The organism is Streptomyces sp. NPDC039423 (genome assembly GCF_055598725.1).
Genome location: NZ_JBVKAH010000003.1, coordinates 689512 through 715755 on the forward strand (window position 1 = coordinate 689512; position 26244 = coordinate 715755).

Sequence of the window (26244 nt, forward strand, 5' to 3'; positions counted from 1 at the left end):
CGTCAGGCGGCGGCGGGGGCTCCGGCCGTCTCCTCCGGCCGCCGCCGCGCCGACCGGGCGAGCGCGGCGTCGGCGGCGGCGAGCGCGTCCTCGACGGTCCGGGTGCCGGTCAGGGCGCACAGGGTCCGGCTGATCTCGTCGAGCTCGCGCCGGAGCACCGGGTCCTCGTGGCGCAGGAGCGTGATCCGCACATCGGCGAAGCGCGCGAGTACGGCTCTCAGGTGACGCGGATCGGACATGGCAGGGGCGTCCTCTCTGAACGGATGGCCATGTCCATGTGCCCGTCCTCCCGGCCGGCACACCCGCCCGGCCGGCGCCCGGGCCCCGGCTGATGCCGTCCTTCCGGCGGACCGGGCGGGAGTGTTCATGAGGGGCCCGGGCACCAGGGGTTCGTGGAGACTTCCGACGAGACCCCCCGCGCGCGGGTGCTCCGCCGTGGCCGGGCACGGTGGCCGCTGACGGTACTGGTCGTCCTGGTCCCGCTGGTGGCGCTGTTGGTGCTGGCCGGGCGCCTCAGCCTGGTGCCCGGTCTCGGCGACCTCTTCGGCGAGGAGACGCGGGACCGCTCGGGCCCCGCGCTGCTGAAGTCGATCCAGGACATGAGCCGTTACGAGGGCGCGATGGGCGACTTCCAGATCGTCGTCGACCTGGAGAAGGACGCCAAGTACCTCCCGGACGCCGTGCGCGGCACCCGGACGCTCTACGTCGGCGCCGGCACGGTGGGCGCCTACGTCGACCTGGGCCGCACGGGTCCGGGAAGCGTCGTCGTGAACGAGGAGCGCACCTCCGTCACGCTGCGCCTCCCGCACGCCAGGCTCGGCGCGCCCGCTCTGGATCCCGAGCGGTCGTACGCGGTGTCGAAGCAGCGCGGACTGCTGGACCGGCTCGGCGACCTGTTCTCCGACAACCCGGCCGATGAGCGCGCGGTGCACCGCCTGGCCTCCCAGCGCATCGCGGAGGCGGCCAAGAGCAGCGGACTGGTCGCGCGGGCCGAGAAGAACACGACCTCCATGCTGGAGGGCCTGCTGCGCTCGCTGGGCTTCCGGACGGTACGCGTCGTGTACGGCTGACGGTACGCGTCGTATACGGCTGACGTGCGGTGTACGGGCGCCGTCCTAGTCGCCCGGGCGGGGGGCGGTCCACGGCCAGGCGGCCTCCCGGCCCGCCTCGATGAGGCCGACCATCCGGAACGCGGCGTCCGTGAGGCCGCCAAAGGTGTGCCGGTGGGGGCCCGGGGGCCCGTGCGCGGGCTCGTAGCCCGCCAGGTTCCAGGTGTACACCGGGACGGTGGCCGGGACCGATTCGGCGGCCCCCCGGGGCCGTAGGAGGCGGCCTGTTCGTCGGTGACGATCAGGACGCGGTCGTGCTGCCGGTAGTGGGCCCGTACCGCGTTGGCGGTGTACGTGCCCCCGAGGGCGTGGAACCGTTCCAGCACCCCGAGCACCGGCTCGCCCGGCTCGAACCGCACCACCTTGCTGTGCCAGCCGAACTCCACCAGGTCCGCCTCCTCGGCCCGCATGGCCAGCGCGGTGCCGAAGACGGCCGCCGCGTCCGCCCGGGTCAGCGTGGACCGTTCCGACACGGTGTCCCAGAACATGGAGTCGGACCGGTCCACCAGGATCAGGGTCCGGCCGGGCAGGGACGGCACGTTGGCCAGGGAGTGGCCCAGGGCTTGTTCCAGCGCGGCCGCCCAGCGCGGCGACGGAGCGTGCCGGTGGGCCGCCAGGTAGCGGAAGGGGAACTGGCGGGCGCGCGCGACCTCGGCGGGGTCCGCGAGCCGGGCGGCCACCCGCGCCGCGACGTCGTCCGCGACGCCGACCTCGTCGAAGTTCCGCAGGTTCCGCAGCAGCGCCATCGGCCCCATCGTGGGGATCACGGCCTCCCAGACGGCGGCGTCCAGCGGGCCGTGCAGCCAGCCGGCCAGTGCTTCCCACGTCATGCCGGCCGCGGCGAGCCGCGCGGAACCACCCGGACCGGTCACCACCGCGCGCCGCTCGCCGGGGGGCGACTCCATCAGCGTCCGGTGGGCGGTCAGCATGTGGTCGGAGACGGGCGGCAGCGCCCGCTCCGGGTGGTGGCGCCGGTCCAGCGCGTACCGGAAGAGCGCGCCCTGCCAGGGCTTGCCGGGGTCGGGCGAGGCATGCACCAGGTTGAGGACGTCGCCGAAGCGGAAGGCCTTGGAGGCGGTGTCGTACTTGAGCAGGGACCGGGACGTGTACAGCCGGCGCACGGCGTCGGCGATGCCCCGCTTCACGGGCTGCGGCACATTGCGCCCGTACGCCGTGATCCAGTACGCGAGCAACTCGCCGGGTTCGTCGGCGCGCTGGAGCACCGAGTCGATCACGGACCGGTTGGACGGGCCCTCGGACACCCCAGCGGCGAGCCGGGCCCGCACGTACACGGCGGCGCCCACCAGCGACGCCGTGCGCATGTTGCCTTCACCGCGGAGCCAGCGCAACAGGCCGGCGGTCCACTCGGGGTCCTGGACGGCGAGGTCACCGACGAGACGGGCGTACCGGTCGTCGCGCTCCTCGCCGCTCTCGTAGAAGGTCCGCTGGGTGACGAAGTTGCCGACCGCGAGAAGGAACAGCTCCTCGCGGGGCTCCCGGACGAAGGCCGGGCCGCCCGCGAGGGTGCGGAAGGGCGCGGGAGGGCCCGCGGGAGCAGGGTGGGGCAGTGGTGGCGGGGCCATGGAGCGGGCCGACGCAAGGACGTGCGGGGCCACGAGCATCTCGGACCACATCTTGGAGACACGTCGGGTGTGACGAGGCAGTGAATCCCCCCGGATCCGAAGGAACGGACGGCCCCGGGCGCCACGGCGCACGGGGCGAGGACGCCCGCGCCCACCGAGATCGGAAGAGGCGGCGGCGTCACTTTGTCATCGGAAGGAAGTAGCCGCGGCCGGGCGCATCGGCAGGCGCGGGGTCGCGACGCCACCGTACAAGGGCCGCCGGACGGCACACCAGCGAATTTAACGCGGACCCTCTCCCGCGCGGTCCGAGCAGCCGGTGACGGCGCCGCGACCGCTGCCCGGCTCGCGGGCGGTGTCGTGGCGGCGGTGGACGCGGGCGAGGACGAGCACGGTGTCGTCGTCGGGCGGGCCGGGCAGCAGCCCGGCGAGCATGCGGTCCGCCGTCGCCTCCAAGTCGGAGCAGTCACCGCGCAGTTCGGCGCGCACCGCCTCCAGGCCCTCGTCGATGTCCCGGCCCCGGGCCTCGATGAGGCCGTCGGTGTACAGGGCGACGACGGCGCCGTCGGGGAGTTCGGTCTCGGTCGTCGCGAAGGGCCGGCCGCCCACCCCGAGCGGGACACCCAGGACGTCGTCGATGGTCTCGACCGTGCCCCGGGGGTCGCGCACCAGGGGCGGGGGGTGCCCGGCGCTGGCGATGCGGGCGCGCCCGGTGGCGGGGTCGTACTGGAGGTAGAGGCAGGTGGCCAGCTCGATGCCGGCTTCCTGGGCGCAGGCGTCCAGTTCGGCGAGCAGCTCGCCCGGCTCCTGGTTGTGCCGGGCGAGCGCCTTGGCCGTGATGCGCAGTCGGCCCATCGCGGCGGCCGCCGGCACACCGTGTCCCATGACGTCCCCGACCACCAGGGCGATCCGGCCGCCGGGCAGGCCGATCACGTCGTACCAGTCGCCGCCGACCTCGGTGAGGTGGCTGCCGGGTACGTAGCGGTGGGCGACCTCCGCGCAGGGGTTCACGGCCAGGGCGCTGGGCAGCAGGGCGCGCTGGAGGGTGAGTGCGATGTGCTGGACCCGGCTGTAGAGGCGGGCGTTGTCCAGGCAGAGCGCGGCCCGGGAGGCGAGCTCCGCGGCCAGGCCGAGGTCCTGGTCGGTGAAGGCGGGGCGGGCCGCCGACCGGCCGAACATGGCGAGGCCCTGGACCGTGTCCCGGGCGACGAGCGGGGCGATGAGGAGGCAGGTGAGCCCGCTGTCCCGCAGCAACCGGGCCCGGTCCTGGTGGATGACGGTCCGGGTGACGAAGTCGTCGTTCACCGGTACGGAGACGACGCCGCCCGTCTCCAGCATGTGGTGGACCGAGGAACCTGGCGGGTAGGTCACGTGCTCCAGTCCGCCCACGAGTTCGGTGGCGGGCGGGGGGAGGCTCGTTCCGGAGGCGATGCGGCGGGTGCGCAGCGGGCGGCGCGGGTCGAACACCTCCTGCTCGTCCCTCCACTCCACGATCTCCACGACGGAGGCGTCGGCGAAGCCGGGTACCGCGGCCCGGACGAGCTCCCCGGCGGTGACGTGCACGTCGAGGGTGGTGCCGATGGTGGCGGCGGCGCGGTTCAGCAGGGCCAGCCGCTGCCGGCCGGCGGCGGCCTCCCCGATCGCCCGCTCCCGGTCGGTCACGTCGACCAGCAGCCCGCCCAGGCCGGTGCGGCTGCCCGCGGTCCCGCTCAGCGGGAAGAAGCTCACCGAACGGACCTGGTCTTGGTCCGGACGGCCCGGTGTGCGCACCCCCACCAGTGCCCCGACGACCGGGCGGCCCTCCCGCTCGACCTCCCGCAGCATCCGCAGGTAGGCGCCGTCGTCGGACGTGATCATGATGTCGCCGATCCGCCGGCCCAGGTGCTCCTCGATGGGCATCGCGTCCATGTCGGCCAGCGCCTGGTTGAGGTGGACGTAGCGCAGGTCCTCGTCGAGCATGACCAGGCCGATGGGGCAGGTCTCGAACAGGGAGTCCAGGAAGGCCAGGTTGGTCTTCACCCGGTCGAGCTGGTCGCTGCGGCTGGCGAGCGCCATGACGACGGTCGACCCTCCGGTGCCGGTCACGGGGAAGACCCGGAACCCGCAGTCGAAGTGCGTGCCGTCCCGGTGGCGGGCCCGCAGCCGCCCGCGCCAGTACCCGTGCGCACGGCCCCGATCCGCCAGCGACACCGGGGCGCCGGCGGCGGGACCGGTCGCGGCGGGGCCGGTCGTGGCAGGGCCCGGCTCGGCGAGGAGGATGCCGGCCGGCCGGGTCAGCGCCCCTTGCGGATCGTGGCCGAAGAGGTCCCGCGCGCCGGGTCCCCAGAAACAGATCCGGTCGTCCTCGTCTATGCCGAAGACGGCCACCCGTACGTGTTCCAGCAGCGTCCCGGGCTCGGACCAGAGCGAACCGGGAGCCTGCTCATGCCCCGACCCATCCGACGCCACCACCGGCCCCTTCCGCACCCGGCACGGCGGTCCGACCCGCGCTGGCGGCATACCGCGCACGCGGCTCGGGCCCTCTGTCTCCATTGTCGCGGACATGGGCCCGCGTCGTCCCTCCGGGAGAGCCGCACCGGGCGAGGAGAGCGACGGCCGCCGTCGTCCGTTCCTATCAGCACCCCTCATCCGCGATGGAGGGTCCCACGATTTTCTTGCAGATGAGAGCCGATCCGCCCTACGGTGTCGCACATGCAGTCCTACACCATCGGACAGGCCGCGCGTCTGCTGGGCGTCAGCCCCGACACCGCGCGGCGCTGGGCCGACGCCGGCCGGATGGCGACCCACCGCGACGAGAGCGGTCGGCGGGTCATCGACGGGAAGTCGCTGGCCGAGTTCTCCGTGGAGATCGCGCAGGGCGACGACGAGGACGTGTCGTACACCTCGGCGCGCAACTCGTTCCCGGGGATCGTCACGGCCATCAAGCTCGGCGACGTCGCGGCCCAGGTCACCATCCAGGCCGGACCGCACCGGCTGGTGTCCCTCCTCACCCGCGAGGCCGTGGAGGAACTGGGACTGGAAGTCGGCATGCGGGCCACCGCCCGCGTGAAGTCGACCAGCGTGCACATCGACCGCACCTGAGCCTCAGCGGTACCGGGAATCACCTCGGCCGTCGGCGCGACCGGCCGCTCCTCCGCACCTTCCGTTCGTCCCAAGGAGCACAAACCCCATGTCCCCCGCGTTCACCGGGCGTCGTACCGCCGCTGCCGCCCTCACCGCGGCTCTCCTCGTCCCGCTGGCCGCCTGCGGCGCCGACGGCACCGAGGACACCGGTGGGCCGACGGCTCCCGGCTCCGCGGGCGGCGCCCCCGCGGCGCACCTCACCGTGCTGGCCGCCGCGTCCCTCACCGACGTGTTCACGACCGCGGGCGCCGTCTACGAGAAGGCCCACCCCGGCACGGAGATCACCTTCTCGTTCGCCGGCTCCCAGGAGCTGGTCGCCCAGGTCTCCCAGGGCTCCCCCGCCGACGCCCTGGTCACCGCCGACACCACGAGCATGGACAAGGTGAAGGCCGACACCGGCACCCCGACGGTCATCGCGACGAACCGGCTCGTCATCGCCACCGGGGAAGGCAACCCGCACAAGGTCGACGAACTGAAGGACCTCGCCGGCACCCGGCTGAAGGTGGTGCTCGCCGCGCCCGAGGTCCCGGCCGGCAAGTACAGCCGGAAAATCCTCGACGCACAGGGGATCCCGGTGAAGCCGGTCTCCCAGGAACCCAGCGTGCGCGCCGTACTGAGCAAGGTCGAACTCGGCGAGGCCGACGCGGGCCTGGTCTACCGGACCGACGCGGCGAGCGCCGCGGACAAGGTCGACGCCGTCGAGATCCCCGACGCGCAGAACGCGGTGGCCCGGTACCCGGCCGCCACCCTGAAGGGCTCCAGGAACGCCGGGGCGGCCGCGGCGTTCGTGACCTGGCTGTCCTCGCCGGAAGGCCGGAAGATCCTCCAGGACGCCGGCTTCCAGAAGCCGTAACGGCTGCGGATCGCCGGACCGCCGGGGGGCTGTCCGTACCGAGGGGGGAACGGACAGCCCCTCCGCCTCACGCCCCACCCCTCACGCGCCCCACCCCCACGCGCTCCACCCCTCACGCTCCCCCCCTCACGCCTCACGTATGCGGGAACCCTCATGAAACGAGCAGGCGTACGCACGCCCGGCCTCCGTCCACCCCTCGCGCTGGCGCTGCCCGCGCTGCTGGCCGTGGCGTTCCTGGCCCTCCCTCTGGTGGGCATCCTCGCCCGCACCCGGTGGGGCGGGCTCGCCGGCCACCTCGGCTCGCCCGGCACCGTCGAGGCGCTGAAGCTGTCGCTCGTGGTCTCCTTCTGGGCGCTCGGGCTGTCGCTGCTGCTCGGGGTCCCGCTGGCCTGGCTGCTCGCCCGGGTGGAGTTCCCCGGCAAGGCGTTCGTCCGCTCGCTGGTGCTGCTGCCCATGGTGCTGCCGCCGACGGTGGGCGGGGTCGCCCTGCTCCTCGCCTTCGGCCGGCGCGGACTGCTCGGGCCCTGGCTGGAGGGCACCTTCGGGATCACGCTGCCCTTCCACACCTCCGGCGCCGTCCTCGCCGCGACCTTCGTCGCCATGCCGTTCCTCGTCATCAGCCTGGAGGGCGCGCTCGGCGGCCTGCGCCCCCGCTACGAGGAGACGGCGGCCTCCCTCGGCGCCTCACCGGTACGGGTGTTCCGCACCGTCACGCTGCCCATGGTGGCTCCCGGGGTCGTCGCCGGGGCGGCCCTCACGTGGGCGCGCGCGCTCGGCGAGTTCGGCGCCACCATCACCTTCGCGGGCAACCTGCCGGGCGCCACCCAGACCCTGCCGCTCCAGGTGTACCTGCTGCTCCAGGACGCGCCGGAGGCCGCCACCTCGGTCTCGCTCCTGCTGGTGGCCGTCGCGCTGGCCGTACTGGTCGCCCTGCGCGGCCGGTGGTCGGGCGCCCCCGCCGACCGGGTGCGCCGCGCCGCGCCGGCGTCCGGCGCGGAACCCGTGGCACCCGAGCCGGCACCCGACGCCGCCTCGCCGCCGGCCGCGCCCGGCGGGCGCTGGTCGATGCGCGCCCGGGTCACCGGCTTCACCCGGCTCACCCTCGACGCCGGCCCCGGCACCACGATCGCCGTCGTCGGACCCAACGGCGCCGGCAAGACCACCCTGCTCCGCGCCCTCCTCGGGCTCACCCAACGGGCCCACGCCGACCTCACCCTCGGGGACACCGACGTCACCGCGCTGCCCCCGCACCGGAGGCGGGTCTCCTGGGTACCCCAGGACGGCGCGCTCTTCCCGCACATGAGCGCACTCGCCAACACCGCGTACGGGCTGCGGGCCCAGGGCGTGCCGCGGGCCGAGGCCCGGCGCGAGGCCCAGGGCTGGCTCGACCGCCTGGGGGTCGGCCACCTCGCACACCGCAGGCCCGGCCAGTTGTCCGGCGGGCAGGCCGGCCGGGTCGCCCTGGCCCGTGCCCTGGCCGCCCGGCCCCGGCTCCTCGTCCTCGACGAACCGCTCGCCGCGCTCGACCAGACCACTCGCGCCCACGTCCGGCACACCCTGCGCACCCACCTCTCCGGTTTCGGCGGCGTGTGCCTCATCGTCACCCATGACCCGGTCGAGGCCGTCTCCCTCGCCGACCGCGTGCTCGTGCTGGACGAAGGGCGCGCCGTCCAGGACGCCGCGCCCGCCGAGGTCACCCGCCACCCCCGGTCCCCCTGGGTGGCCCGGATGCTCGGCCGCAACGCCTGGCCCGGCACCGCCACCCCGGACGGCCTCGCGCTCGCCGGCGGCGGCACCCTGATCGCGGCCGAACCGCCGCCCGCCGGCACCCCGGCGCTCGCGATCGTCGCGCCGGAGGCGGTGGCCGTCCACCGCGACAAGCCCGCCGGCAGCCCGCGTAACGTCTGGCCCGGCACCGTACGCGAGATCACCGGCAGCGGCAGCCGGCTGCGGATGCTGATCACCTCCGCGACGGCGCCCGACCTCGTCGCCGAGATCACCCCCCGGGCGGCCGCCGAACTCGGCCTCGCCGAGGGGGCGTCCGTGTGGACCAGCGTCAAGGCCACCGAGGTGACGGTCGTACCCCTCTGACCGGACGCCCCCCGCCCGTCAGCGGGAGGCGGCAGCCGGGGCCGGGGTCGCGGACGCCGGGATGGGGGCCGCCGGGCTCACCGGAGTCCGGGGAGCCGGGGTCACCGGGCCCTGGGGAGCCGGGGTCGTCGCGGGCTCCGGGCCGTCCGTCCGGACGCGGATGCCGGCGCGCTCGGGGCGCCGGCCCGCCATGCGGCACCCGAGGCAGTCGGCGTGGCCGTGCCGTGCGGCGGCGTCCCGCACCCGCCAAGGCCACTCGCCCTCGGGGCGCGGCCCGCTCGGCTTGCCCCACCCGGCGAGGTGCAGCACCCAGGTCACCACGGCGGCGGCGCCGAGGACGCCGAGGCCCGTCAGGGCGAGCGGGAGCGACACGGCGACGACGGCCGACCCCGTCACGCAGAGACCGGCGAGGCCGATCAGGGTGCCGGTCCAGCCGGCCAGGGTGTGACCGAGATCGACGTCTCCGTGTGCGCTCATGACCTTGCCTTCCCGACGGCCGGACCGATCCCCGGCGATACGCTCTCCACGAGAGATATTTATCTCGCGAGCTAAGTTACTTAGAGACTAAGGGAAATTTCCGGTGGATGGCAAGCGACGCCCCCCTGCCACGGCGCAGCAGGCGCACGCCCAGATGGATCACCTGGTCGCGCTGGGCATCGTCGCCCAGCACGACGTCGCGCAGCGGCTCGGGCTGAACGTCACCGACCTCACCTGCCTGGGGTTCGTGCTGGAGGCGGAGGGTGCGGGGGAACCGATCAGCGCCGGTGACCTGGCCCAGCGGGCCAACCTGACGACCGGGGCGATCACCGGCGTCATCAACCGGCTGGAACGCGCCGGCTACGCCCATCGCCGGCACGACCCCGGCGACCGCCGGCGGGTGCGGGTCGTCGCCGACGTGTCCGCGGCGGCGCGGGTGTACGAGGTCTACGAGGGCAACCACCGCCGGATCGCCGAGCTGTTCGCCGACTACTCCCCCGAGGAGATCGCGGTGCTGTCCGACTGGCTCACCCGCGCGACCGACATCATGCGCGCGTCGCTCCGGGAGGTCCGGGAGGTCGGGAAGGGCGGGAACGGCTGACGGGCCGTCCCCGGCGCGTCGTGGCACCCGCGCGCCCGGGCCCGGGCATGGTGGCCGGGCACGGCGCCCGGGCATAACGGCCGGGCACTGCCGGGCGGCACCGCGCCCGCGCACCGCCTCACCGCCTCACCGCGACGGGGCCCACGCTGCCACCTACGGGTGAAGGGCGTGGCGAACGCCCGGCGCCCCGGACGCGCCTGCCGCCACACTGCTGTGCCGGCAAGCTGATGGGGGTCTCGTATGGCACGGCGGTCGTTCGGTTCCTGGTTCGGTTCCCGGTCCCGGCTCCGGTACGGGTTCGACAACCTCATGGCCCGGGGCACCCCGGTGCTCATCGGCTGGCTCACGCTGGTGTGCCTCGCGGTCGTCGTCCCGGCGAGCGTGGTGCTCGTCTGGGCGGACGGCCACGCACCGACGACCGCGTCCGGGCGCGTGGCGGCGGTGTGGTCGAGCGTGGGCCGCACGCTGAAGGTGGGCGGTGAGGTCGGGCCGCCGCTGTACGTGCTGATGTCCGTCCTCCTGGCGCTGGTGGCCCTGCTGTTCGTCTCCGCGCTGGTCAGCCTGATCACCACGGGCCTCGGCGAGCGCCTTCTGGCGTTACGCCTGGGACGGTCGGTCGTCGTGGAGGAGCGGCACACCGTGCTGCTCGGCTGGTCGGACCAGGTCTTCCCGGTCGTCGGCGAGCTGGTGGCGGCCAACGCCAACCGGCGCCGGGCGGCCGTCGCCGTCCTGGCCGAGGAGGACAAGGTCGGCATGGACGCCGAGATCGCCGGCCGGGTCGGCGACACCCTGACCACCCGGGTCGTCTGCCGCAGCGGTTCCCCCACCGATCCGACGGCCCTGGCGCGGGTGAGCCCCGGAACGGCGAAGGCCGTGCTGGTGCTGCCGCCGGAGGGGCGGCACGGCGACTCCCGCGTCGTGAAGACGCTCCTCGCCCTCGACGCCGCCGGCGCCCCCACGGGCGACCGCGTCGTGGTCGCGGCCGTACGGGACCGCCGGCACCATCCGGCGGCCGTGCTGGCGGCGGGCCCGAGCGGACACGTCCTCAGCATCGACGACATCGTCGCCCGGCTGCTGGTGCAGACCTCGCGCCAGCCGGGCCTGTCCCTGGTCTACGAGGAACTGCTGGACTTCGCGGGAGACGAGTTCTACGTCGTGCCGGCGCCCCCGCCGGCCGGCCGCACGTTCGGCGAGGCAGTGGGCGCCTTCGCCACCTCCTCCGTGGTGGGCGTCGTCCGTGCCGACGGCGCCATGGCCGTCAACCCGCACCCCGGCACCCGGATCGGCGAGGGCGACCGGCTCGTCGTCATCACCGAGGACGACGACACCGCCGTACCGGTCGACGCCCCGGTACCGGTCGACGAGGAGGCGATCGTCACCGCACGGCCCTCCGTGCCGGCCGCCGAGCGCCTGCTGCTCCTCGGCTGGAACCGGCGCGCCCCTCTGATCATCGAGCAACTCGACCAGTACGCCGGGCCGGACTCCACCCTCGACGTCGTGGCCCAGGGCGACACCGAGGAGCTGCGCGCGACGGGCATCCCCGGCGAGGGGCCCCGCCGTCTGGTGGTGGGGTTCCACGGCGGCGACACCACCGAGCGGCGGACCCTGGCCAAGCTGGACCTGCCCGTGTACGACAGCGTGATGGTCATCGGGGACGAGAGCCACCCTTCGGACGGGGACACGGAGCCGGACGACCGGACGCTGGTCACCCTGCTCCACCTGCGGGCCGTCGAGGAGTCCGCCGGGAGGGAACTGTCCGTCATCACCGAGCTGACCGACGACCGCAACCGGCTGCTGGCCCCCGTGCGGCGGGGCGCCGACTTCATCGTCAGCGGCCGCCTGATCAGCCTGCTGATGGCGCAGATCTCGGAGAACCGGCACCTGGCCGCCCTCTTCGACGAGCTGTTCACCGCCGACGGCAGTGAGATCCACCTCAAGCCCGCCACGGACTACGTCCTGGCCGACCGCGAGGTCAGCTTCGCCACCGTCGTCGAATCCGCCCGCCGCCGTCATGAATGCGCCATCGGCTACCGCCTGCACGCCGAGGCCGCGACGTCCCCCCGCCACGGCGTGCGGATCAACCCCGACAAACGCGATTCGGTGCGGTTCACGGCCGGGGACCGCGTGATCGTGGTGGCGGAAGGCTGAACCCGGCGCCCTCCGCCCGGGGCCGCCGGGACACGGCGCGGCGGTCCGGAGCACCCCTTCGGATGATGGGAGGAACGGGGCGGTGTCCGGAAGGACGGCGGGCCCGTTCTTGCGATCATGGACAACTCAGGACTGACCAGACGTCAGATGGCTTCGCTCTCGGGCTCCGCCGCTGTCGCCGCCGCCGTGCCCGTGTCGTACGCGGCCTCGCGACCGGCCACCGCCGCGCCGCTCCCCGCCGCGCCCTACTCCACGGCGGACCGGGACACCTGCCTCGCCGTCGCCCGGGCGCTGCTCGTCCTCGACGACAAGGGCCGGCCCCTGGTCCCGCGCTACGAGCGGATCCTCCTCGGCGGCGGACTGCCCAGGGGCCGCGGGGCCGCCAAGGACGTTCTGGTCCTCGGTGCCGGACCGGCCGGGATGGTCGCCGCCGCCCTGCTCAAGCGGGCCGGCCACCGCGTCACCGTGATCGAGGCCAACGGCAACCGGGCGGGTGGCCGCATCAAGACCTTCCGCACCGGCGGCCACGAGAAGGCGCGCCAGGCGTTCGCCGACCCCCAGCAGTACGCCGAGGCGGGTGCCATGCGCATTCCGGGCAGCCACCCCCTGGTCATCGGGCTGATCGACCGGCTGGGGATCGAACGGCGGCCCTTCCACTACGTCGACGTCGGCGCGGACGGCAAGCCCGCGTACCGCACCTGGATCCGGGTCAACGGCATCAGCGTCCGTCGCGCCGACTACGCCAGGGACCCCCGGGCGGTCAACCGCTCCTTCGGTGTTCCGGCGGCGTACGAGAACGTTCCCGCGGCGGAGATCGTCCGGCGGGCCCTGGACCCCGTCCGCGACGAGTTCAGCGTGCGCCGCCCCGACGGGACCCGGGCCGACAAGCCGCTGCCGGAGCGCCTCGAGGGCTGGGCCCGCGTGGTGCGGCGCTTCGGCGACTGGTCGATGTACCGCTTCCTGACGGAGCACGCCCGGCTGGACACGCGCACCATCGACCTGATCGGCACGCTGGAGAACATGACGTCCCGGCTGCCGCTGTCGTTCATGCACAGTTTCATGGGCGCGTCCCTCATCAGCCCCGGCACCGCCTTCTACGAGCTCGCCGGAGGCACCGCCGTACTCGCGGACGCACTGCTGGAGCAGGTGCGGGACGAGGTCCGCTTCGACCGGCGCGTGACCCGCGTCGAGACCGGCGGCCGGCGCTCGGGCGTCAGCGTCGACACCGTCTCCGAGGGCCGCGACGGCAAGGTCGTCAACGAGCGCTTCACGGGCGACACGGCCGTCGTCACCATCCCGTTCTCCGGTCTGCGGCACGTACGGTTCACGCCCTCCCTCTCGTACGAGAAGCGCAGGGCGATCACCGAGACCCACTACGACAGCGCCACCAAGGTGCTGCTCGAATTCAGCCGCCGCTGGTGGGAGTACGGCGAGGACGACTGGCGGCGCGAACTGGACGCCGTCGAACCGGGCCTGTACGACGCCTACCGCCGGGGCCGCGTCCCGGCGGACGGCCGGCTGCTCGGCGCCCACCCCTCGGTGCCGCGCGGTCACCTGTCCGAGAACCAGCGCGCCACTTACGCGGCGCACGTGTGGTCCTCCCGCGATCAGCCCGAGGCGGCGCGGGTCACGGGCGGCGGGTGCGTGACCGACAACCCGAACCGCTTCATGTTCAACCCCTCCCACCCCGTGCCGGGCTGCGAGGGGGGCGTCGTCCTCGCCTCGTACAGCTGGGCGGACGACGCCCGGCGCTGGGACGCCTTCGACGACGAGGCCCGGTACGCGCTCGCCCTGCGCGGCATGCAGGAGGTGTACGGGCAGCGGCTCGAGGTGTTCTTCACCGGAGTGGGCCGCACCCAGAGCTGGCAGCGCGACCCGTACGCGTACGGAGAGGCGTCCGTCCTCCTGCCCGGTCAGCACACCGAGCTCTTCCCCCACATGGGCACGCCCGAGGGCCCGTTGCACTTCGCCGGCTGCCACACCTCCCTCAAGCCCGCCTGGATCGAGGGGGCGCTGGAGTCGGCCGTCCGGGCCGCCCTGGAGGTCCACGGCAGCGCCTGACCCAGGCTCGGCGCACCCGCCCCCGAGGCTTCAGCGCCACCGGCGCGAGTCCGGGGGCGGGCGGACGGCCGCCCGCGTAGCCGTGGACCTCGCCGAATCGGGTGGTGGTCATCCAGTCGGAGCGGGCCATCATGGACCGCCGGCAGACGGGCCCGGCAGCGGTACGGCATGTCCCAGCAGCGTCGGTTTCCGGGGGCGGAGGCGAGTGGCCCGTCAGCGGCGGCAGGGGGCGTGTCGTCGTAGGGATCGGTCGGCGGCGGGATCTCGGTGAGGGCCGTCGCGTCGAGGGCCGGCCTGGCCTCCTCCGATCCCGGAGGGCCCATCGGGCGCCATACACCTGTCACGGTGACCCAGGTGTCCGCGGCCGGAGCACAGTCGGCCCGACCCGTGCAACCGGCGCACCGCGGCCGCACCATGGTCCGGCGCCGTGATGCGGTCTCAGCGCGTACTCAGTCGTGCGGCGCCGCGCCGCTGACGCGGTGGTCGGCGTGGCTGAGGGCCTCCAGGACGAGACGGCGCAGATGTCCGTCACGCAGGCTGTAGAACACGTGCCGCCCTTCCCGGCGCGTCTCGACGAGCCCCGCAAGGCGAAGCTTGGCCAGGTGCTGGCTCACCGCCGTTCGCGATGCCGCGCAGCGCTCGGCGAGCGAGGTGACATCCGACTCCTCCTCCTGCGCGAGGAGCCACAGCAGATGCAGCCGCGTCGGATCGGCCAGCATGGCGAACACCTCGGTCGCCTCGGCGAGACGGGCGCCGTCCGGCGCGCGCAGATGCGCACCGGGCGCAGTTGGGAGGGATTCGCGGACGGCCATGCACACAGCGTAGAGCCCGATCGCCGGTTTTCCGCCGCTACGGGCGTGGCCGAATCGTCATGTGCGCAGATGCGCACATGAACCTACAATCGAGGTCGTCGGCCGAGCCGTCGTGGCAAGGGGGACCGCCGCATGCTTCTGGTACTGCGCCACCGCACATACCGCCGCCTCTTCGCGGCACAGGCCATCGCCCTCGTGGGCACGGGGCTGACCACCGTCGCCCTGGGGCTGCTCGCGTACGACATCGCGGGCGCGGACGCCGGCTCGGTGCTGGGCACCGCCCTCGCGATCAAGATGGTGGCGTACGTCCTGATCGCCCCGGCCGTCGGCGCGGTGGCCGGCCGGCTCCCCCGACGCGCCTTGCTGGTGGGCGCCGACCTGATCAGAGCCGGTGCCGCTCTCATGCTGCCGTTCATCGATCAGGTGTGGCAGGTATACGTCCTCATCCTCGTCCTCCAGGCCGCATCCGCCGCCTTCATGCCCGTCTTCCAGGCGGCCATCCCCGACGTGCTGCCCGATGAGCGCGACTACACCCGGGCGTTGTCCCTGTCCCGGCTCGCCTACGACCTGGAGAGCCTGGCCAGCCCCGCTCTCGCCGCCGCTCTGCTGTCGGTGATGACGTACAACTGGCTGTTCACCGGCACCGTGATCGGTTTCCTTGGTTCCGCCGCGCTGGTGGTCTCCGCCGTGCTGCCGCAGGCCGCCGTATCGCCGCGTGAGGGCGGGCTCTGTACGAGGGCGACCGCCGGCGCCCGGCTGTTCTTCGCCGTCCGGCGACTGCGCGCCCTGCTGGCGCTGGACTTGGCGGTGGCGGCGGCCGGCGCGGTCGTCCTCGTCAACACTGTCGTGTACGTACGCGATCACCTGGGCCGCTCCGCCGGAGACGTCGCCCTGGCGCTCGGCGCTTACGGCGCCGGTTCCATGGCCGTCGCCCTGGTATTGCCACGGGTGCTCGACCGGGTCTCCGACCGTGCCGTCATGCTGCGCGGCGCACTGCTGATCGCTCTGGTCTTCGCCGGTCTCGCCGCGCTCACCGCCGCGAGGACAGGTGACTGGCGCTGGCCCGCACTGCTGGTGGCCTGGGCGTCGTTCGGTGCGGCGTCCTCGATGGTGCTCACCCCGGCCGGCCGGCTGCTCCGCCGCTCGTCCCGGCCCGCCGACCGCACCGAGCTGTTCGCCGCGCAGTTCTCCCTGTCGCACGCCTGCTGGCTGCTGGCGTATCCGCTCGCGGGCTGGCTCGGCGCGACGGCCGGGCTCCAGTCGGCCGTCATCGCACTGGGAGTGACCGCGGGTGCGGCCGGGGCGGTGGCGATGCGCGTGTGGCCCGCACACGACATGGAGCGGGCCGTCCATGTGCACACCGGGCTGGATGCCGGCCATCCCCATGTGACGGATGCGGTGCCCGTACCGGGCGGCTGGAGGCACAGCCACGACCTCGTCGCCGACCCACTCCACGCTCCCGCACATTGACCGCGCCGCCCGCGCCGCCGCCCCCGGGCAGTGGCTTCCGGTCCGTCGGGCGCGCCCCCGACGGACCGGAACCGGATCAGTGGACCGCCGCCGCCGCTTCGGACACGGCACCGCCCTTGCCTTGGCACCCGGGGCGGGCAGCAGCGCCAGGGCGAGCCCGACGACCGCCGCGAAGGCGGCACTCGCCGCCACCGCGGCGTTCCAGTTGCCCCACGGCGATGGCGGCATCCACCGGCGGTTCACCGATGACGGAGGCGAGGCCGAACGCGAGCCGTCCGGCCAGTACGCCGGCGATCATTCCACGCACCAGCAAGGTCCGCACGATCACGTGATGGTCTCGCTCACCGCCCACGGCGGGCGCTGGAACGTACGGCTCGCGAACTGACGCCTCACCGACTACGGCCGCGACTCCGCCGGGAACAGCGAGACCATGCCGCTCACCGCCCTGACGACCCATCAGCGAAGTCGGCATCGGGTCCAGCTGTAACGCATCACCCCAGGTCAGCGCACCCTTCCCCGAGGCTTCAGCGCCACCGGCGGAAGTTCGGGGGCGGGCAGGCGGCCGCCCGCGTAGCCGTGGACCTCGCCGAAGCGGGTGGTGGTCATCCAGTCCTCGCGGGCCTGTTCGATCTCCTCGTGGGAGCGGCCCACGAAGTTCCACCACATGACGATCTCCTCTTCGAACGGCTCGCCGCCCAGGAGCATCAGGCCCGCGTCCGACACGGCGCGGAGGGGGAGGGAGGTGCGGCCGCAGCCGAGGTAGAGCATGGAGCCGGGGAGGACCGGGACGCCGTCGACGTGGGCCTCGCCGGACATGGACAGGACCGCGTACTCGAAGTCCGGGTCGAGCGGCAGGCTCGTTTCCGTGCCGCCGGTCAGGGCGAGGTCGGCACCGATCAGGGGGGTGTAGGTGGTGCCCGGGGAGAGCGCGCCGTCGAGTTCGCCGAGGATGACGGTGGCCGTCAGGCCCGGGGCGGTGACCCGCGGGAGGTCGGCGTGGTGCTGGAAGTGGGGCTCCACGTGGCGGTGGGCGTCGGGCAGGGCCACCCAGAGCTGGGCGCCGTGGAGGTGGCGGGAGTGCGGGCGGGGGCTCTCCTCGGAGTGGGAGATGGCCCGGCCGGAGGTCATCAGGCCCAGCTCGCGCGGGCGTACCGTCTGGAGGCTTCCGGTGCTGTCCCGGTGCAGGACCTCGCCCTGGTGGAGCCAGCTCACGGTCTGGAGGCCCATGTGCGGGTGGGGCGGCACCTGCATGCCGGGCTCGTCCGCGATGTCGTCGGGCCCGTAGTGGTCGACGAAGGCCCAGGCGCCGATCATGCGGCGGCCCAGGTTGGGCAGCAGGCGGCGCACCTCGGTGGATTCACCGAGCTGTACGCGCCGGGGGGCGAGGAGCTCGCGCACCGGCTCCGCGACGACGAACCCCCGGCCGCCGCACACGGAGGGCACGGCCTGACGATCAAGGTTGCTCATACCGCACAACGTAGCGGTGACCGGGCGAGCGGTGTGAGGGTTCGTCAGACCCGGTCCCTGGTGCGGCACACCACCCGTATGCCGGGGCAACAAGCGACATAAAGCGGGCATATGACGTGCCATATGGACACTCACATGCCCGAGCTCCGCGCCGCCGCCCGGCGCCTGGGGCGCCGTCGCTTCCTCACCGTGGCCGGTGCCGCGGCCGCCCTGGCGTTCACCACGCACCTCCCCACCGCCGGTGCGGCGGCCCCGGCCGCGCTGGACGCCCGGAAGATCAGCACGTACCCGTTCACCCTGGGGGTGGCCTCCGGCGACCCGCTGCCGGACTCGGTCACGCTGTGGACACGGCTGGCGCCGAGCCCCTTCGAGGCCGACGGCGGTCTGCCGGCGCAGCGGGTGGAGGTGCAGTGGGAGATCGCGTACGACGAGCAGTTCTACGCCGTCATCAAGCGGGGGACCGCCACGGCCCACCCGGAGTACGCCCACAGCGTCCACGTCGAGGTGCCGGGGCTCGACGCGGACCGTCCCTACTACTACCGCTTCCGGGCGGGCACCTGGATCAGCCCGGTGGGCCGGGCCCGTACCGCCCCGTCGCCGACCGCCTTCTGGGTGTCCTCCCTGACCTTCGCCGCGGTCGCGTGCGCCGCCTACTTCGACGGCTACTACACGGCGTACCGCCATGTGGCCCGCGAGGACGTGGACATGGTGGTGCACCTGGGCGACTACATCTACGAGTACGGGGTCGACCAGGCGGGCGGCCACCGCGGCTACACCGACCGGAAGCTCCCGGCCCACTTCAACCAGGAGACCGTCACCCTCCAGGACTACCGGCTGCGCTACGCCCTCTACAAGAGCGACGCCGACCTCCAGGCCGCGCACGCCGCCCACCCGTTCGTCGTCACCTGGGACGACCACGAGACGGAGAACAACTACGCCGGGGCGACCCCCGAGAACGGCGTGCCCCCCGAGGAGTTCCTGCTGCGCCGGGCCGCCGCGTACCGCGCCTACTGGGAGAACCAGCCGCTGCGCACCCCGCAGCAGCCGAGCGGCCCCGACATGAAGCTGTACCGGCGGCTGTCGTTCGGGCGCCTGGCGCAGTTCGATATCCTCGACACCCGCCAGTACCGCTCCAACCAGGCCCAGGGCGACGGCTGGCAGGCCCCGGGGCCCGAATCGCAGGATCCCGCGCGCACCATGACCGGCGCGGAGCAGGAGCGCTGGCTGCTGGACGGGTGGAAGGCGTCCGACGTGGTGTGGAACGTCGTCCCCCAGCAGGTCACGTTCGCCCGGCGGCGCAGCACGAACACGGCGGACTACAAGGTGTCCATGGACGCCTGGGACGGCTACCCGGCCTCCCGCAAGCGCCTCCTGGACGGTGCGACCGCCGCCGGGCTGGACAACCTGATGGTCCTGTCCGGCGACGCGCACGTCGCCTACGGGTTCGACCTCAAGGCGGACTTCGACAACCCGGCGTCCCGCGTGGTCGGCACCGAGATCGCCACGACCTCCGTCACCAGCGGCCGGGACGGCGCGGCCAAGCCCGGCAACTGGCTCAGCCTCACCCAGGCCAACCCGCACATGAAGTTCTACGACGGGCGCCGGGGCTACACCGTCGTCAAGCTCGGCCAGACGGCCGCCGACATCGCCTTCAGGACGGTCTCCACCATCTCGCGGACGGGCGGGACGCTCAGTACGGCCGCGTCCTTCACCACCGGTACCGGCGCGCCCGGTCTGCACAGCGCCTGAGGCGGGTGGCGAGGTGCGGTTCACCCGTTCGGCGCCACCCACGGGCACACCGGCCGCGCCCGGCATTGCATGGGGCCATGGGAGACCTCACCTGCCGGATGGCCGTTGTCCTGGTGGTGGCTCCGCTCTGCCTGGCCGGGTGCTCCGCCGGAGCCCCGTCGCCGAGGGAGAGGACGAGGGCCGCGATCGACACGTTCTGCGAGGACCTGGGGGCGTTGCGGATGGACGCGGGGAAGATGGCCGGGCTCGGCGCCAGGTCGCGGGGCCGCGACGAGTTGCGCGACCTCCGGGAGGACGTGGCCCACGACCTGGACCTGGTGGCGCAGAGCGCGCGGAACGTGCGCAGGGCGCGGGCGGGGCCGGTCTCGGCCGCGTACGACCGGGTCAGCCGGGCCGTCGACGACGTGCCCGGCGGGGCCACGGGCGCCCAGGCCGCCGCGCGGATCCGGCCGCACCTGGAGGCGCTGGACCGGGCCGTCGCCGCCTCGCAGGCGTCCGTGAAGTGCTGACCGCGGAGGCGGCCGTGGTGCCCCTCGCGGCGGCGGCCGCGCCACCGGCCGTGGTGCGGCCCACGGTGCCGGCCGTGGGGGAAGGGCTGTGAGCCCGTCGAGCGCGGACCGGCCCGGTACGACACCGGGGGTGCCCGGGCCGGCCGAGGAGGCACCGGCCGGCCGGGCCTACGCCCGGCTGCTGCTGCTCTCGGTCCTCATGGGCGTGCCGGTCGCGCTGGCCTGTTTCTTCTTCACGGCCCTCCAGCACCGGCTCCAGCAGGCCGTGTGGCAGGACCTGCCCCGGGCGGCCGGGTTCGCCGAGCCGCCCTGGTGGTGGCCGCTGCCGGCGCTGCTGCTGGCCGGGCTGCTGCTGGTCCCGGTCGTCACCCGCGTCCCGGGGCGCGGTGGGCACCTGGCGGTCCGGGGCCTGGCCAGGAGCCCCAGCGGACCGGCTGCGGTGCCGGGGGTGGTGTTCGCGACCCTGGCGACACTGCCCCTCGGGGTGGTCCTGGGTCCGGAGGCCCCGTTGATGGCGCTCGGCAGCGGGCTCGCGCTGCTGGCACTGCGACCCGCGCGGCGGAAGGCGGACCCGAGGACCGCGATGGTGCTGGGCACGGCCGGCTCGACCGCCGCGATCTCCACGATCCTGGGCGGCCCGCTGGTGGCGGCCGTCCTCGTCGTCGAAGCCGCGGCCCTCGCCGGGCCGCGGCTCGTCGCCCTGCTGCTGCCGTGCCTGCTGGCCAGTGCCGCCGGGGCCCTGGTCTTCACCGGTTTCGGCCGATGGACGGGGCTCGGCACAGGGGGCCTGTCGCTGCCGGAAGTGCCGCCGGCCGCGAACCCGGACGCGGGCGACTTCCTGTGGGGCGTTCCCCTGGCGCTGGTGATCACCGTGGTCCTCTCGGCGGGACATCGGCTCGGGCGCCGCACCGCGGACTGGACCGCCCGGCACACCGCGGTGCGGACGGTGGCGTGTGCCGTGGCGGTGGGCGGCTGCCTCACGGCGTACGCGCTGCTCACCGGGCGCTCGCCGGAGGAGGCGGCGCTGTCGGGCCAGGCGACGCTCGGCACCCTGGCGGCGGACCCGCACGCCTGGTCCGTCCGCGCCCTCCTGGTGCTCGTGCTCTGCAAGACCCTGGCCTGGAGCGTGTGTCTGGGCAGCATGCGGGGCGGGCCCATCTTCCCCGCCGTGCTCATCGGCGCGGCGGGCGGGCTGGCGTGCGCCGGGCTGCCGGGGCTCGGTACGGCTCCGGCGCTGGCGGCCGGGGTGGCGACGGCCACGGCGGTGGTGACACGGCTGCCGCTGGCGAGTGCCGTCCTGGCGGTCCTGCTGCTCGGACGGGACGGCAGCGACCAGACGCCGCTCATCGTGGTCTGCGCGGTGATCGGCTATCTCACGGCGCGGCTGGTGGAGCACCGCGACGACGACGCGGGCGGGCAGCCGGGGGACGCGGACGGCGCGGGCGGGCGGCCGGCGGACCGGGACGGCACGGGCGGTGGCGGCCCCGCCGGCCCGGTCCGTGCGTGATCCGGGCCGGCGGGGGCCGGGGACGGCGGGGTGACGGGGGGTCAGCCGCGGTAGCCCTCCAGCAGCCGGAGCCAGACCTCGCTGATGGTGGGGTACGCGGGGACCGCGTGCCACAGGCGGGCGACGGGGACCTCGGCGGTGACGGCGATGGTGGCCGAGTGGAGCAGTTCGCCCACCCCGGGGCCCACGAAGGTCACCCCGAGGAGGATCTCGCGTTCGAGGTCGACCACCATCCGGGCGCGGCCCCGGTAGCCGTCCGCGTACAGGCCCGAGCCGGCCACCCCGGCCAGGTCCTGGTCGACCGCGCGTACCCGGTGGCCCGCCGCCTCGGCCTCGGCCAGGGTGAGGCCGACCGAGGCGGCTTCCGGGTCGCAGAAGACGACCTGGGGCACGGCCGCGTGGTCGGCGGTGGCGGCGTGCGCGCCCCAGGCGCCGGTGTCCAGCGGGGACCCGCCGTCGGCGCGGACACCGATGGCGGCCCCGGCGATCCGGGCCTGGTACTTGCCCTGGTGGGTGAGGAGGGCCCGGTGGTTGACGTCGCCGACCGCGTACAGCCAGTCGGTGCCCTCGACGAGGCAGGTGTCGTCGACGGACAGCCAGGATCCGGGCTCCAGCCCGACCGTCTCCAGGCCGAGGTCGTCCGTGCGCGGGGCGCGGCCGGTGGCGAAGAGGACCTCGTCCGCCTCGATCCGCCCGCCGTCGTCCAGGACCACCGTGACCGGCCCGGTGGGGTCCGGGCGTTCGACGGCGGTGACGGACACTCCGGTACGGATGTCCGCACCGGCCCCGGTGAGCGCGTCCGCCACGTGCTCGCCGACGAACGGCTCCATGCGCGGGAGCAGGCCGCCGCCCCGTACCAGCACCGTGACGCGGGAGCCGAGCGCCTGCCAGGCGGTGGCCATCTCGGTGCCGACCACTCCCCCGCCGACCACGACGAGCCGGTCCGGCACGCGCGGGGAGCCGGTCGCCTCGCGGCTGGTCCAGGGGCGGGCGCCGGCGAGGCCCGGCAGGTCGGGCAGGACGGCGCGGCTCCCGGTGCAGAGGGCGACGGCGTGCCGGGCGGTCAGGACCTGCCGTTCCCCGCCGGGGCCCTCGACGGTGACCCGCCGGGTGCCGTCGACCCGGCCCCTGCCGCGGTGGAGCACGGCGCCGATCGAGTCCAGCCAGCCGGCCTGCCCGTCGTCCTTCCAGTGCGTGACCGTGGCGTCCCGGTGGGCGAGCACCTCCGAGGCCTCCAGGGGGCCCTGCACGGCCCGGCGCAGCCCGGGGACCTTGCGGGCGTCGGCGCGGGCGATCGCCGGCCGCAGCAGTGCCTTGCTGGGCATGCAGGCCCAGTAGGAGCACTCGCCGCCCACCAGTTCGCTCTCCACCACCGCGACACTCAGCCCGGCCGCGGCCGCCCGGTCCGCCACGTTCTCGCCGACGGGCCCGGCACCCACCACGACGACGTCGTACTCCACCGTTTCGCTCATGGGGTCAGTCTGGTGGTACGTGTGCACCCTGGCCACAGGGGCAGCCGGAATAGCGCGGTGCCGGGCACCGTTGTCCGGGGCGGTCCCCCACATACCGGGAAGAGGTAGGCAGCATGAGCACCCTAGAGCTCACCAAGGACAACTTCGATCAGGTGGTCACGGAGAACGACTTCATCCTGATCGACTTCTGGGCTGCCTGGTGCGGGCCGTGCCGCCAGTTCGCCCCGGTGTTCGAGAGTGCGTCCGAGCGCCACCCGGACCTGGTGTTCGCCAAGGTGGACACGGAGGCGCAGCAGGAGCTGGCCGCGGCCTTCGAGATCCGGTCGATCCCCACGCTGATGATCGTCCGGGACAACGTCGCCGTGTTCGCCCAGCCCGGGGCCCTGCCCGAGGCGGCTCTGGAGGACCTGATCGGACAGGCCCGCAAGCTCGACATGGACGAGGTGCGCAAGTCCATCGAGCAGGCGGGACACAAGCCTGACGAGGCCATCGAGCAGGGCGGGACCGAGGCCTGACGAGTCCGCCGGGCGGGCCCGGGAACCCCGCCCGGCCGGCCGGTCGCTCAGCGTTCCAGGACGAGCGCCAGCCCCTGCCCGACGCCGATGCACAGGGCCGCGAGGCCCGTGCCCGAGCCCGCGGCCGCGAGCTGGTGGGCCACGGAGCCGGCGAGGCGGGCCCCCGAGGCGCCCAGCGGGTGGCCGATGGCGATGGCGCCGCCCCGCGGGTTGACCACGGCCGGGTCCAGCTCGGGCCACTCGGCGAGGCAGCCCAGCGACTGGGCGGCGAAGGCCTCGTTGAGCTCGAAGGCGGTGAGGTCCGCGAAGGTACGGCCCGCCCTGGCGAGGGCGCGCTGGACGGCTTCCACCGGTCCGAGGCCGAACAGCTGCGGCTCGATGCCGGTGACGGCCGACGCGCGGATCCGGGCGAGCGGCTCGCGTCCGCAGGCCTTCAGGCCCTCCTCGTCGACCAGCAGCAGCGCGGCGGCACCGTCGTTGAGGGGCGAGGCGTTGCCGGCCGTCACGGTCCCCGTGCCATCGGTACGGAAGGACGGCTTCAGCTTGGCCAGCGCCTCCATGGACGTGTTGTCCCGGACGCACTCGTCGCGGGTGAGGCCGGTGTCGCCGTACGGCACGACCTCGCCGTCGTACAGTCCCGCGGCCCACGCGGCCGCGGCCTTGCGGTGGCTCGCCAGGGCGAAGGCGTCCTGCTGCTCACGGGTGATGGCGTGCTTGTCGGCGACCAGTTCGGCGCCCTCGCCGAGCGGGACGGTCCACTCGGCGGGCATCCTCGGGTTGGTCATGCGCCAGCCGAGCGTCGTCGAGTGGAGCTGCTGGTGGCCGGCGGGGAAGGCCCGTTCGGGCTTCTGGAGCACCCAGGGCGCCCGGGACATCGACTCGACGCCGCCCGCCAGGACCACCGAGGCGTCCCCCACCGCGATGGCGCGGGCGGCCTGGATGACGGCCTCCAGGCCCGAACCGCACAGCCGGTTCACCGTGACGCCCGGTACGGAGACGGGGAGCCCGGCGAGCAGCACGGCCATGCGGGCCACGTCGCGGTTGTCCTCGCCGGCCCCGTTGGCGTCGCCGAAGTAGACGTCGTCGAGGCGGGCGGGGTCGAGGGCGGGCGTGCGGTCCAGGAGCGCCTTGACGACGTGTGCGGCCAGGTCGTCGGGGCGTACGGCGGAGAGGGCTCCCCCGAACTTGCCGATCGGTGTGCGTACGGCGTCGACGATGTAGACGTCGCGGATGCTCATCGGGCGTGCTCCCAGGTGACCTCGTCCGTTCGGCGGGCGAAGCAATCTTCGTCCCCGGCCTCGCGCCCGAGTCTCCGTCCGTGTCCGCCGCCTGTCAACGGCCTCCTCGGGCCGCGCGGGCGGGGGGCTCAGCGCACCCGTGCCGTGAGCCCGTAGGCCAGTTCCGCGCCGTCCACCAGGAGGGCCTCCACGGCCCGGGTCTCCGGGTCGATGTCGGCCTCGACGCCGTCGCCCGCGTACCGGGGGAAGCCGGACGCACCGGTCTCGCCGGTGGCCTCGACGACGGCCGAGCGGACCGCGTCGCCCGCGAGGTCCGACGCGTCGCGCCCCTCCACGTGCTCGGGCACCAGCAGGATCTCGAAGCGCTCCGGATGTGTGTCCATGCAGGCGACGCTAGAGACGTTCCGCCCGCCGCGCACGTCAGGTGGAGGCGCGGTGGGCCGCCCGGACCGCTCGCGAGCGCCGGCGCCGTGCACGGTGGGCCCGGGGTGGTGCCCCGGGGCGGACCGGCTCGCGTCGTCACCCCCGCGCGACGGCCGCGAACACGTCGCGGAACGCGCCCAGGGTGGTGGCCCCGCGCGTACGGTCCAGCACGGCGAAGACGACCTCGTCGAAGTGGCCGGCGAACCGGCCCTCCCCGGTCAGCGGCGTCCGGAAGGCGGTCGCCACCCGCACCGGGTCGTTGCGGAACACACCGCACCCCCAGGCGCCCAGCACGAGCCGCCGGTAACCGCACTCCGCCGCCGTCTCCAGCACCCGCTCCGCCCGCGACGCCAGCGCCGCCGGGATGCGTCCGGCCTCGCGGGGCGAACGGCTGCTGATCACACCGGCGTTGGGCGCGGGCGACGTGAGAAATCCCACGCTGAAAGGGGAGTTGAGGAGTCCGCCCCGGTCGTCGCGGAACACCGGCACGCCCGGCGAGTGGATGACCCGGTCGGTGTAGAAGGGGCTGCGGTCGGCGCGGTGGTGGTCGTAGAACTCCGGGACCCGCAGCAGGGTCGCGTACAGGGCGGAGGAGCGGCACAGGGCCTCCTCCTGCGCCTGGGCCCCGTTGAGGTAGCCGCCGCCGGGGTTGCGGGCGGAGGCGAAGTTGAGGACGGCGACGGGTCCGGGTGCCGTGCCGGTCAGCCGCCGCGCCGCCTCCAGGCTGGACTCCCCGGTGACCTCGACGCGAGTGTCGCGGCCGGTGTCGGGGGTCACCGGGACCGGGTCGGGGCCGTACATCGCGGTGCCGGCGAGGGCGGCGGTGACCTGGGGGCCGATGGTGACCGGCCGGCCGTCGGGGGCCCGGTAACGGCCCTCCGCGACAATCTCCTCGGTCCGCTTGGCGATCTCTCGCAGACGTGCACTCATACCCGGCATGCTCGATAATCAATCAAGCTTCAGGCAACTGGTTTTCCGCCCCCGAGGGCACTCTTGTGCGATCACCGGCCGGTGGCTTAGGTGGGACGGAACCCCTTCT

Annotated in this window: 22 protein-coding genes and 2 pseudogenes; 12 read left to right on the top strand and 12 right to left on the bottom strand. The window is 74.3% G+C overall.

Translation table 11 applies throughout. The annotated features are described in order from the left end of the window. Window positions 1-2: 2 nt before the first annotated feature. Window positions 3-239, bottom strand: a complete 237-nt coding sequence (locus ACZ7LK_RS13740) for a DUF5133 domain-containing protein (protein ID WP_392277407.1) — start codon at window positions 237-239, stop codon at window positions 3-5. A gap of 153 nt (window positions 240-392) precedes the next feature. Between ACZ7LK_RS13740 and ACZ7LK_RS13745 the strand changes: the two genes are divergently transcribed. Beyond that, entirely contained in the window at window positions 393-1070 is a 678-nt protein-coding gene (locus tag ACZ7LK_RS13745; RefSeq protein ID WP_392277406.1) for a DUF4230 domain-containing protein, read from the top strand. A 45-nt stretch (window positions 1071-1115) separates the two neighbouring features. Here the strand turns inward: ACZ7LK_RS13745 and ACZ7LK_RS13750 are convergent. Together ACZ7LK_RS13750 and ACZ7LK_RS13755 are read right to left on the bottom strand one after the other, a co-directional pair. Next, window positions 1116-2692 (bottom strand): annotated as a pseudogene (locus tag ACZ7LK_RS13750) (TROVE domain-containing protein). A 279-nt stretch (window positions 2693-2971) separates the two neighbouring features. Then, entirely contained in the window at window positions 2972-5137 is a 2166-nt protein-coding gene (locus ACZ7LK_RS13755; RefSeq protein WP_469461861.1) for a SpoIIE family protein phosphatase, read from the bottom strand. 243 nt (window positions 5138-5380) lie between these two features. On the opposite strand from ACZ7LK_RS13755, the gene ACZ7LK_RS13760 reads away from it, so the two are divergent. The 3 genes from ACZ7LK_RS13760 (at window position 5381) to ACZ7LK_RS13770 (ending at window position 8756) form a co-directional block, all read left to right on the top strand. Beyond that, window positions 5381-5770, top strand: coding sequence for a TOBE domain-containing protein (locus ACZ7LK_RS13760; RefSeq protein ID WP_392277404.1), 390 nt, complete (start codon window positions 5381-5383; stop codon window positions 5768-5770). Window positions 5771-5858: 88 nt separating this feature from the next. Then, complete coding sequence (modA, locus tag ACZ7LK_RS13765) at window positions 5859-6665, top strand: molybdate ABC transporter substrate-binding protein (protein ID WP_471140484.1); 807 nt, start codon at window positions 5859-5861, stop codon at window positions 6663-6665. Window positions 6666-6818: 153 nt separating this feature from the next. Beyond that, window positions 6819-8756, top strand: coding sequence for an ABC transporter permease (locus ACZ7LK_RS13770; protein ID WP_471140487.1), 1938 nt, complete (start codon window positions 6819-6821; stop codon window positions 8754-8756). Window positions 8757-8774: 18 nt separating this feature from the next. Here the strand turns inward: ACZ7LK_RS13770 and ACZ7LK_RS13775 are convergent, their stop codons facing one another. Then, on the bottom strand, window positions 8775-9233 hold the full coding sequence (locus ACZ7LK_RS13775) for an HGxxPAAW family protein (RefSeq protein WP_469461857.1): 459 nt from the start codon (window positions 9231-9233) through the stop codon (window positions 8775-8777). A gap of 103 nt (window positions 9234-9336) precedes the next feature. Between ACZ7LK_RS13775 and ACZ7LK_RS13780 the strand changes: the two genes are divergently transcribed. The 3 genes from ACZ7LK_RS13780 to ACZ7LK_RS13790 all read left to right on the top strand — a co-directional run bounded on the left by ACZ7LK_RS13780 (window position 9337) and on the right by ACZ7LK_RS13790 (window position 14043). Continuing rightward, the gene (locus tag ACZ7LK_RS13780; RefSeq protein WP_469461855.1) at window positions 9337-9834 is read left to right on the top strand and encodes a MarR family transcriptional regulator; all 498 of its coding nucleotides are present in this window, start codon (window positions 9337-9339) and stop codon (window positions 9832-9834) included. A 240-nt stretch (window positions 9835-10074) separates the two neighbouring features. Beyond that, window positions 10075-11982, top strand: a complete 1908-nt coding sequence (locus tag ACZ7LK_RS13785; RefSeq protein ID WP_471140491.1) for a CASTOR/POLLUX-related putative ion channel — start codon at window positions 10075-10077, stop codon at window positions 11980-11982. 147 nt (window positions 11983-12129) lie between these two features. Then, window positions 12130-14043, top strand: a complete 1914-nt coding sequence (locus tag ACZ7LK_RS13790) for a flavin monoamine oxidase family protein (protein WP_392277398.1) — start codon at window positions 12130-12132, stop codon at window positions 14041-14043. Window positions 14044-14053: 10 nt separating this feature from the next. Here ACZ7LK_RS13790 and ACZ7LK_RS13795 read toward each other — a convergent pair. Further along, window positions 14054-14170: pseudogene (locus ACZ7LK_RS13795) on the bottom strand (pirin family protein); the annotation flags it as partial. Between the two features lie 322 nt (window positions 14171-14492). Continuing rightward, complete coding sequence (locus ACZ7LK_RS13800; RefSeq protein ID WP_392277397.1) at window positions 14493-14855, bottom strand: ArsR/SmtB family transcription factor; 363 nt, start codon at window positions 14853-14855, stop codon at window positions 14493-14495. Window positions 14856-14987: 132 nt separating this feature from the next. On the opposite strand from ACZ7LK_RS13800, the gene ACZ7LK_RS13805 reads away from it, so the two are divergent. Beyond that, window positions 14988-16325, top strand: a complete 1338-nt coding sequence (locus ACZ7LK_RS13805) for an MFS transporter (protein WP_392277396.1) — start codon at window positions 14988-14990, stop codon at window positions 16323-16325. Window positions 16326-16401: 76 nt separating this feature from the next. On the opposite strand, the gene ACZ7LK_RS13810 is transcribed toward ACZ7LK_RS13805, so the two are convergent. Further along, window positions 16402-16797 carry a CbtA family protein gene (locus ACZ7LK_RS13810; RefSeq protein WP_471140495.1) on the bottom strand — a complete coding sequence of 132 codons (396 nt, stop codon included), beginning with the start codon at window positions 16795-16797 and terminating at the stop codon, window positions 16402-16404. A 29-nt stretch (window positions 16798-16826) separates the two neighbouring features. After that, window positions 16827-17792 (bottom strand): pirin family protein, encoded by a 966-nt coding sequence (locus ACZ7LK_RS13815; protein WP_392277395.1) that lies wholly within the window; start codon window positions 17790-17792, stop codon window positions 16827-16829. Between the two features lie 123 nt (window positions 17793-17915). Here ACZ7LK_RS13815 and ACZ7LK_RS13820 point away from each other — a divergent pair, with 123 nt between their 5' ends. From ACZ7LK_RS13820 to ACZ7LK_RS13830, 3 genes are all read left to right on the top strand, one after another. Then, entirely contained in the window at window positions 17916-19541 is a 1626-nt protein-coding gene (locus ACZ7LK_RS13820) for an alkaline phosphatase D family protein (protein ID WP_471140497.1), read from the top strand. 77 nt (window positions 19542-19618) lie between these two features. Further along, window positions 19619-20050 (top strand): hypothetical protein, encoded by a 432-nt coding sequence (locus ACZ7LK_RS13825; RefSeq protein WP_392277393.1) that lies wholly within the window; start codon window positions 19619-19621, stop codon window positions 20048-20050. A gap of 88 nt (window positions 20051-20138) precedes the next feature. Beyond that, window positions 20139-21557 (top strand): chloride channel protein, encoded by a 1419-nt coding sequence (locus ACZ7LK_RS13830; RefSeq protein WP_471140501.1) that lies wholly within the window; start codon window positions 20139-20141, stop codon window positions 21555-21557. Window positions 21558-21598: 41 nt separating this feature from the next. Here ACZ7LK_RS13830 and ACZ7LK_RS13835 read toward each other — a convergent pair whose 3' ends face one another. Continuing rightward, window positions 21599-23029, bottom strand: coding sequence for a dihydrolipoyl dehydrogenase family protein (locus tag ACZ7LK_RS13835; protein WP_471140503.1), 1431 nt, complete (start codon window positions 23027-23029; stop codon window positions 21599-21601). A 113-nt stretch (window positions 23030-23142) separates the two neighbouring features. Here ACZ7LK_RS13835 and trxA point away from each other — a divergent pair, with 113 nt between their 5' ends. Continuing rightward, complete coding sequence (gene trxA, locus ACZ7LK_RS13840) at window positions 23143-23544, top strand: thioredoxin (protein ID WP_392277390.1); 402 nt, start codon at window positions 23143-23145, stop codon at window positions 23542-23544. A 47-nt stretch (window positions 23545-23591) separates the two neighbouring features. On the opposite strand, the gene ACZ7LK_RS13845 is transcribed toward trxA, so the two are convergent. The 3 genes from ACZ7LK_RS13845 to ACZ7LK_RS13855 all read right to left on the bottom strand — a co-directional run bounded on the left by ACZ7LK_RS13845 (window position 23592) and on the right by ACZ7LK_RS13855 (window position 26135). After that, a complete protein-coding gene (locus ACZ7LK_RS13845; RefSeq protein WP_392277389.1) occupies window positions 23592-24782 on the bottom strand; it encodes a thiolase family protein in 1191 nt (396 codons plus the stop codon). A 128-nt stretch (window positions 24783-24910) separates the two neighbouring features. Then, the gene (locus tag ACZ7LK_RS13850; protein WP_392277388.1) at window positions 24911-25165 is read right to left on the bottom strand and encodes a hypothetical protein; all 255 of its coding nucleotides are present in this window, start codon (window positions 25163-25165) and stop codon (window positions 24911-24913) included. 136 nt (window positions 25166-25301) lie between these two features. Further along, entirely contained in the window at window positions 25302-26135 is an 834-nt protein-coding gene (locus ACZ7LK_RS13855; RefSeq protein ID WP_392277387.1) for a TIGR02452 family protein, read from the bottom strand. Between the last annotated feature and the right edge of the window lie 109 nt (window positions 26136-26244).

Bases quoted from the DNA above. Each gene is read 5' to 3' on its own strand.
- ACZ7LK_RS13740 (WP_392277407.1), bottom strand. From the start codon at position 239: ATGTCCGATCCGCGTCACCTGAGAGCCGTACTCGCGCGCTTCGCCGAT.
- ACZ7LK_RS13760 (WP_392277404.1), top strand. From the start codon at position 5,381: ATGCAGTCCTACACCATCGGACAGGCCGCGCGTCTGCTGGGCGTCAGC.
- modA (WP_471140484.1), top strand. From the start codon at position 5,859: ATGTCCCCCGCGTTCACCGGGCGTCGTACCGCCGCTGCCGCCCTCACC.
- ACZ7LK_RS13770 (WP_471140487.1), top strand. From the start codon at position 6,819: ATGAAACGAGCAGGCGTACGCACGCCCGGCCTCCGTCCACCCCTCGCG.
- ACZ7LK_RS13775 (WP_469461857.1), bottom strand. From the start codon at position 9,233: ATGAGCGCACACGGAGACGTCGATCTCGGTCACACCCTGGCCGGCTGG.
- ACZ7LK_RS13785 (WP_471140491.1), top strand. From the start codon at position 10,075: ATGGCACGGCGGTCGTTCGGTTCCTGGTTCGGTTCCCGGTCCCGGCTC.
- ACZ7LK_RS13790 (WP_392277398.1), top strand. From the start codon at position 12,130: ATGGCTTCGCTCTCGGGCTCCGCCGCTGTCGCCGCCGCCGTGCCCGTG.
- ACZ7LK_RS13800 (WP_392277397.1), bottom strand. From the start codon at position 14,855: ATGGCCGTCCGCGAATCCCTCCCAACTGCGCCCGGTGCGCATCTGCGC.
- ACZ7LK_RS13805 (WP_392277396.1), top strand. From the start codon at position 14,988: ATGCTTCTGGTACTGCGCCACCGCACATACCGCCGCCTCTTCGCGGCA.
- ACZ7LK_RS13810 (WP_471140495.1), bottom strand. From the start codon at position 16,797: ATGCCGACTTCGCTGATGGGTCGTCAGGGCGGTGAGCGGCATGGTCTC.
- ACZ7LK_RS13815 (WP_392277395.1), bottom strand. From the start codon at position 17,792: ATGAGCAACCTTGATCGTCAGGCCGTGCCCTCCGTGTGCGGCGGCCGG.
- ACZ7LK_RS13820 (WP_471140497.1), top strand. From the start codon at position 17,916: ATGGACACTCACATGCCCGAGCTCCGCGCCGCCGCCCGGCGCCTGGGG.
- ACZ7LK_RS13825 (WP_392277393.1), top strand. From the start codon at position 19,619: ATGGGAGACCTCACCTGCCGGATGGCCGTTGTCCTGGTGGTGGCTCCG.
- ACZ7LK_RS13835 (WP_471140503.1), bottom strand. From the start codon at position 23,029: ATGAGCGAAACGGTGGAGTACGACGTCGTCGTGGTGGGTGCCGGGCCC.
- trxA (WP_392277390.1), top strand. From the start codon at position 23,143: ATGAGCACCCTAGAGCTCACCAAGGACAACTTCGATCAGGTGGTCACG.
- ACZ7LK_RS13845 (WP_392277389.1), bottom strand. From the start codon at position 24,782: ATGAGCATCCGCGACGTCTACATCGTCGACGCCGTACGCACACCGATC.
- ACZ7LK_RS13850 (WP_392277388.1), bottom strand. From the start codon at position 25,165: ATGGACACACATCCGGAGCGCTTCGAGATCCTGCTGGTGCCCGAGCAC.
- ACZ7LK_RS13855 (WP_392277387.1), bottom strand. From the start codon at position 26,135: ATGAGTGCACGTCTGCGAGAGATCGCCAAGCGGACCGAGGAGATTGTC.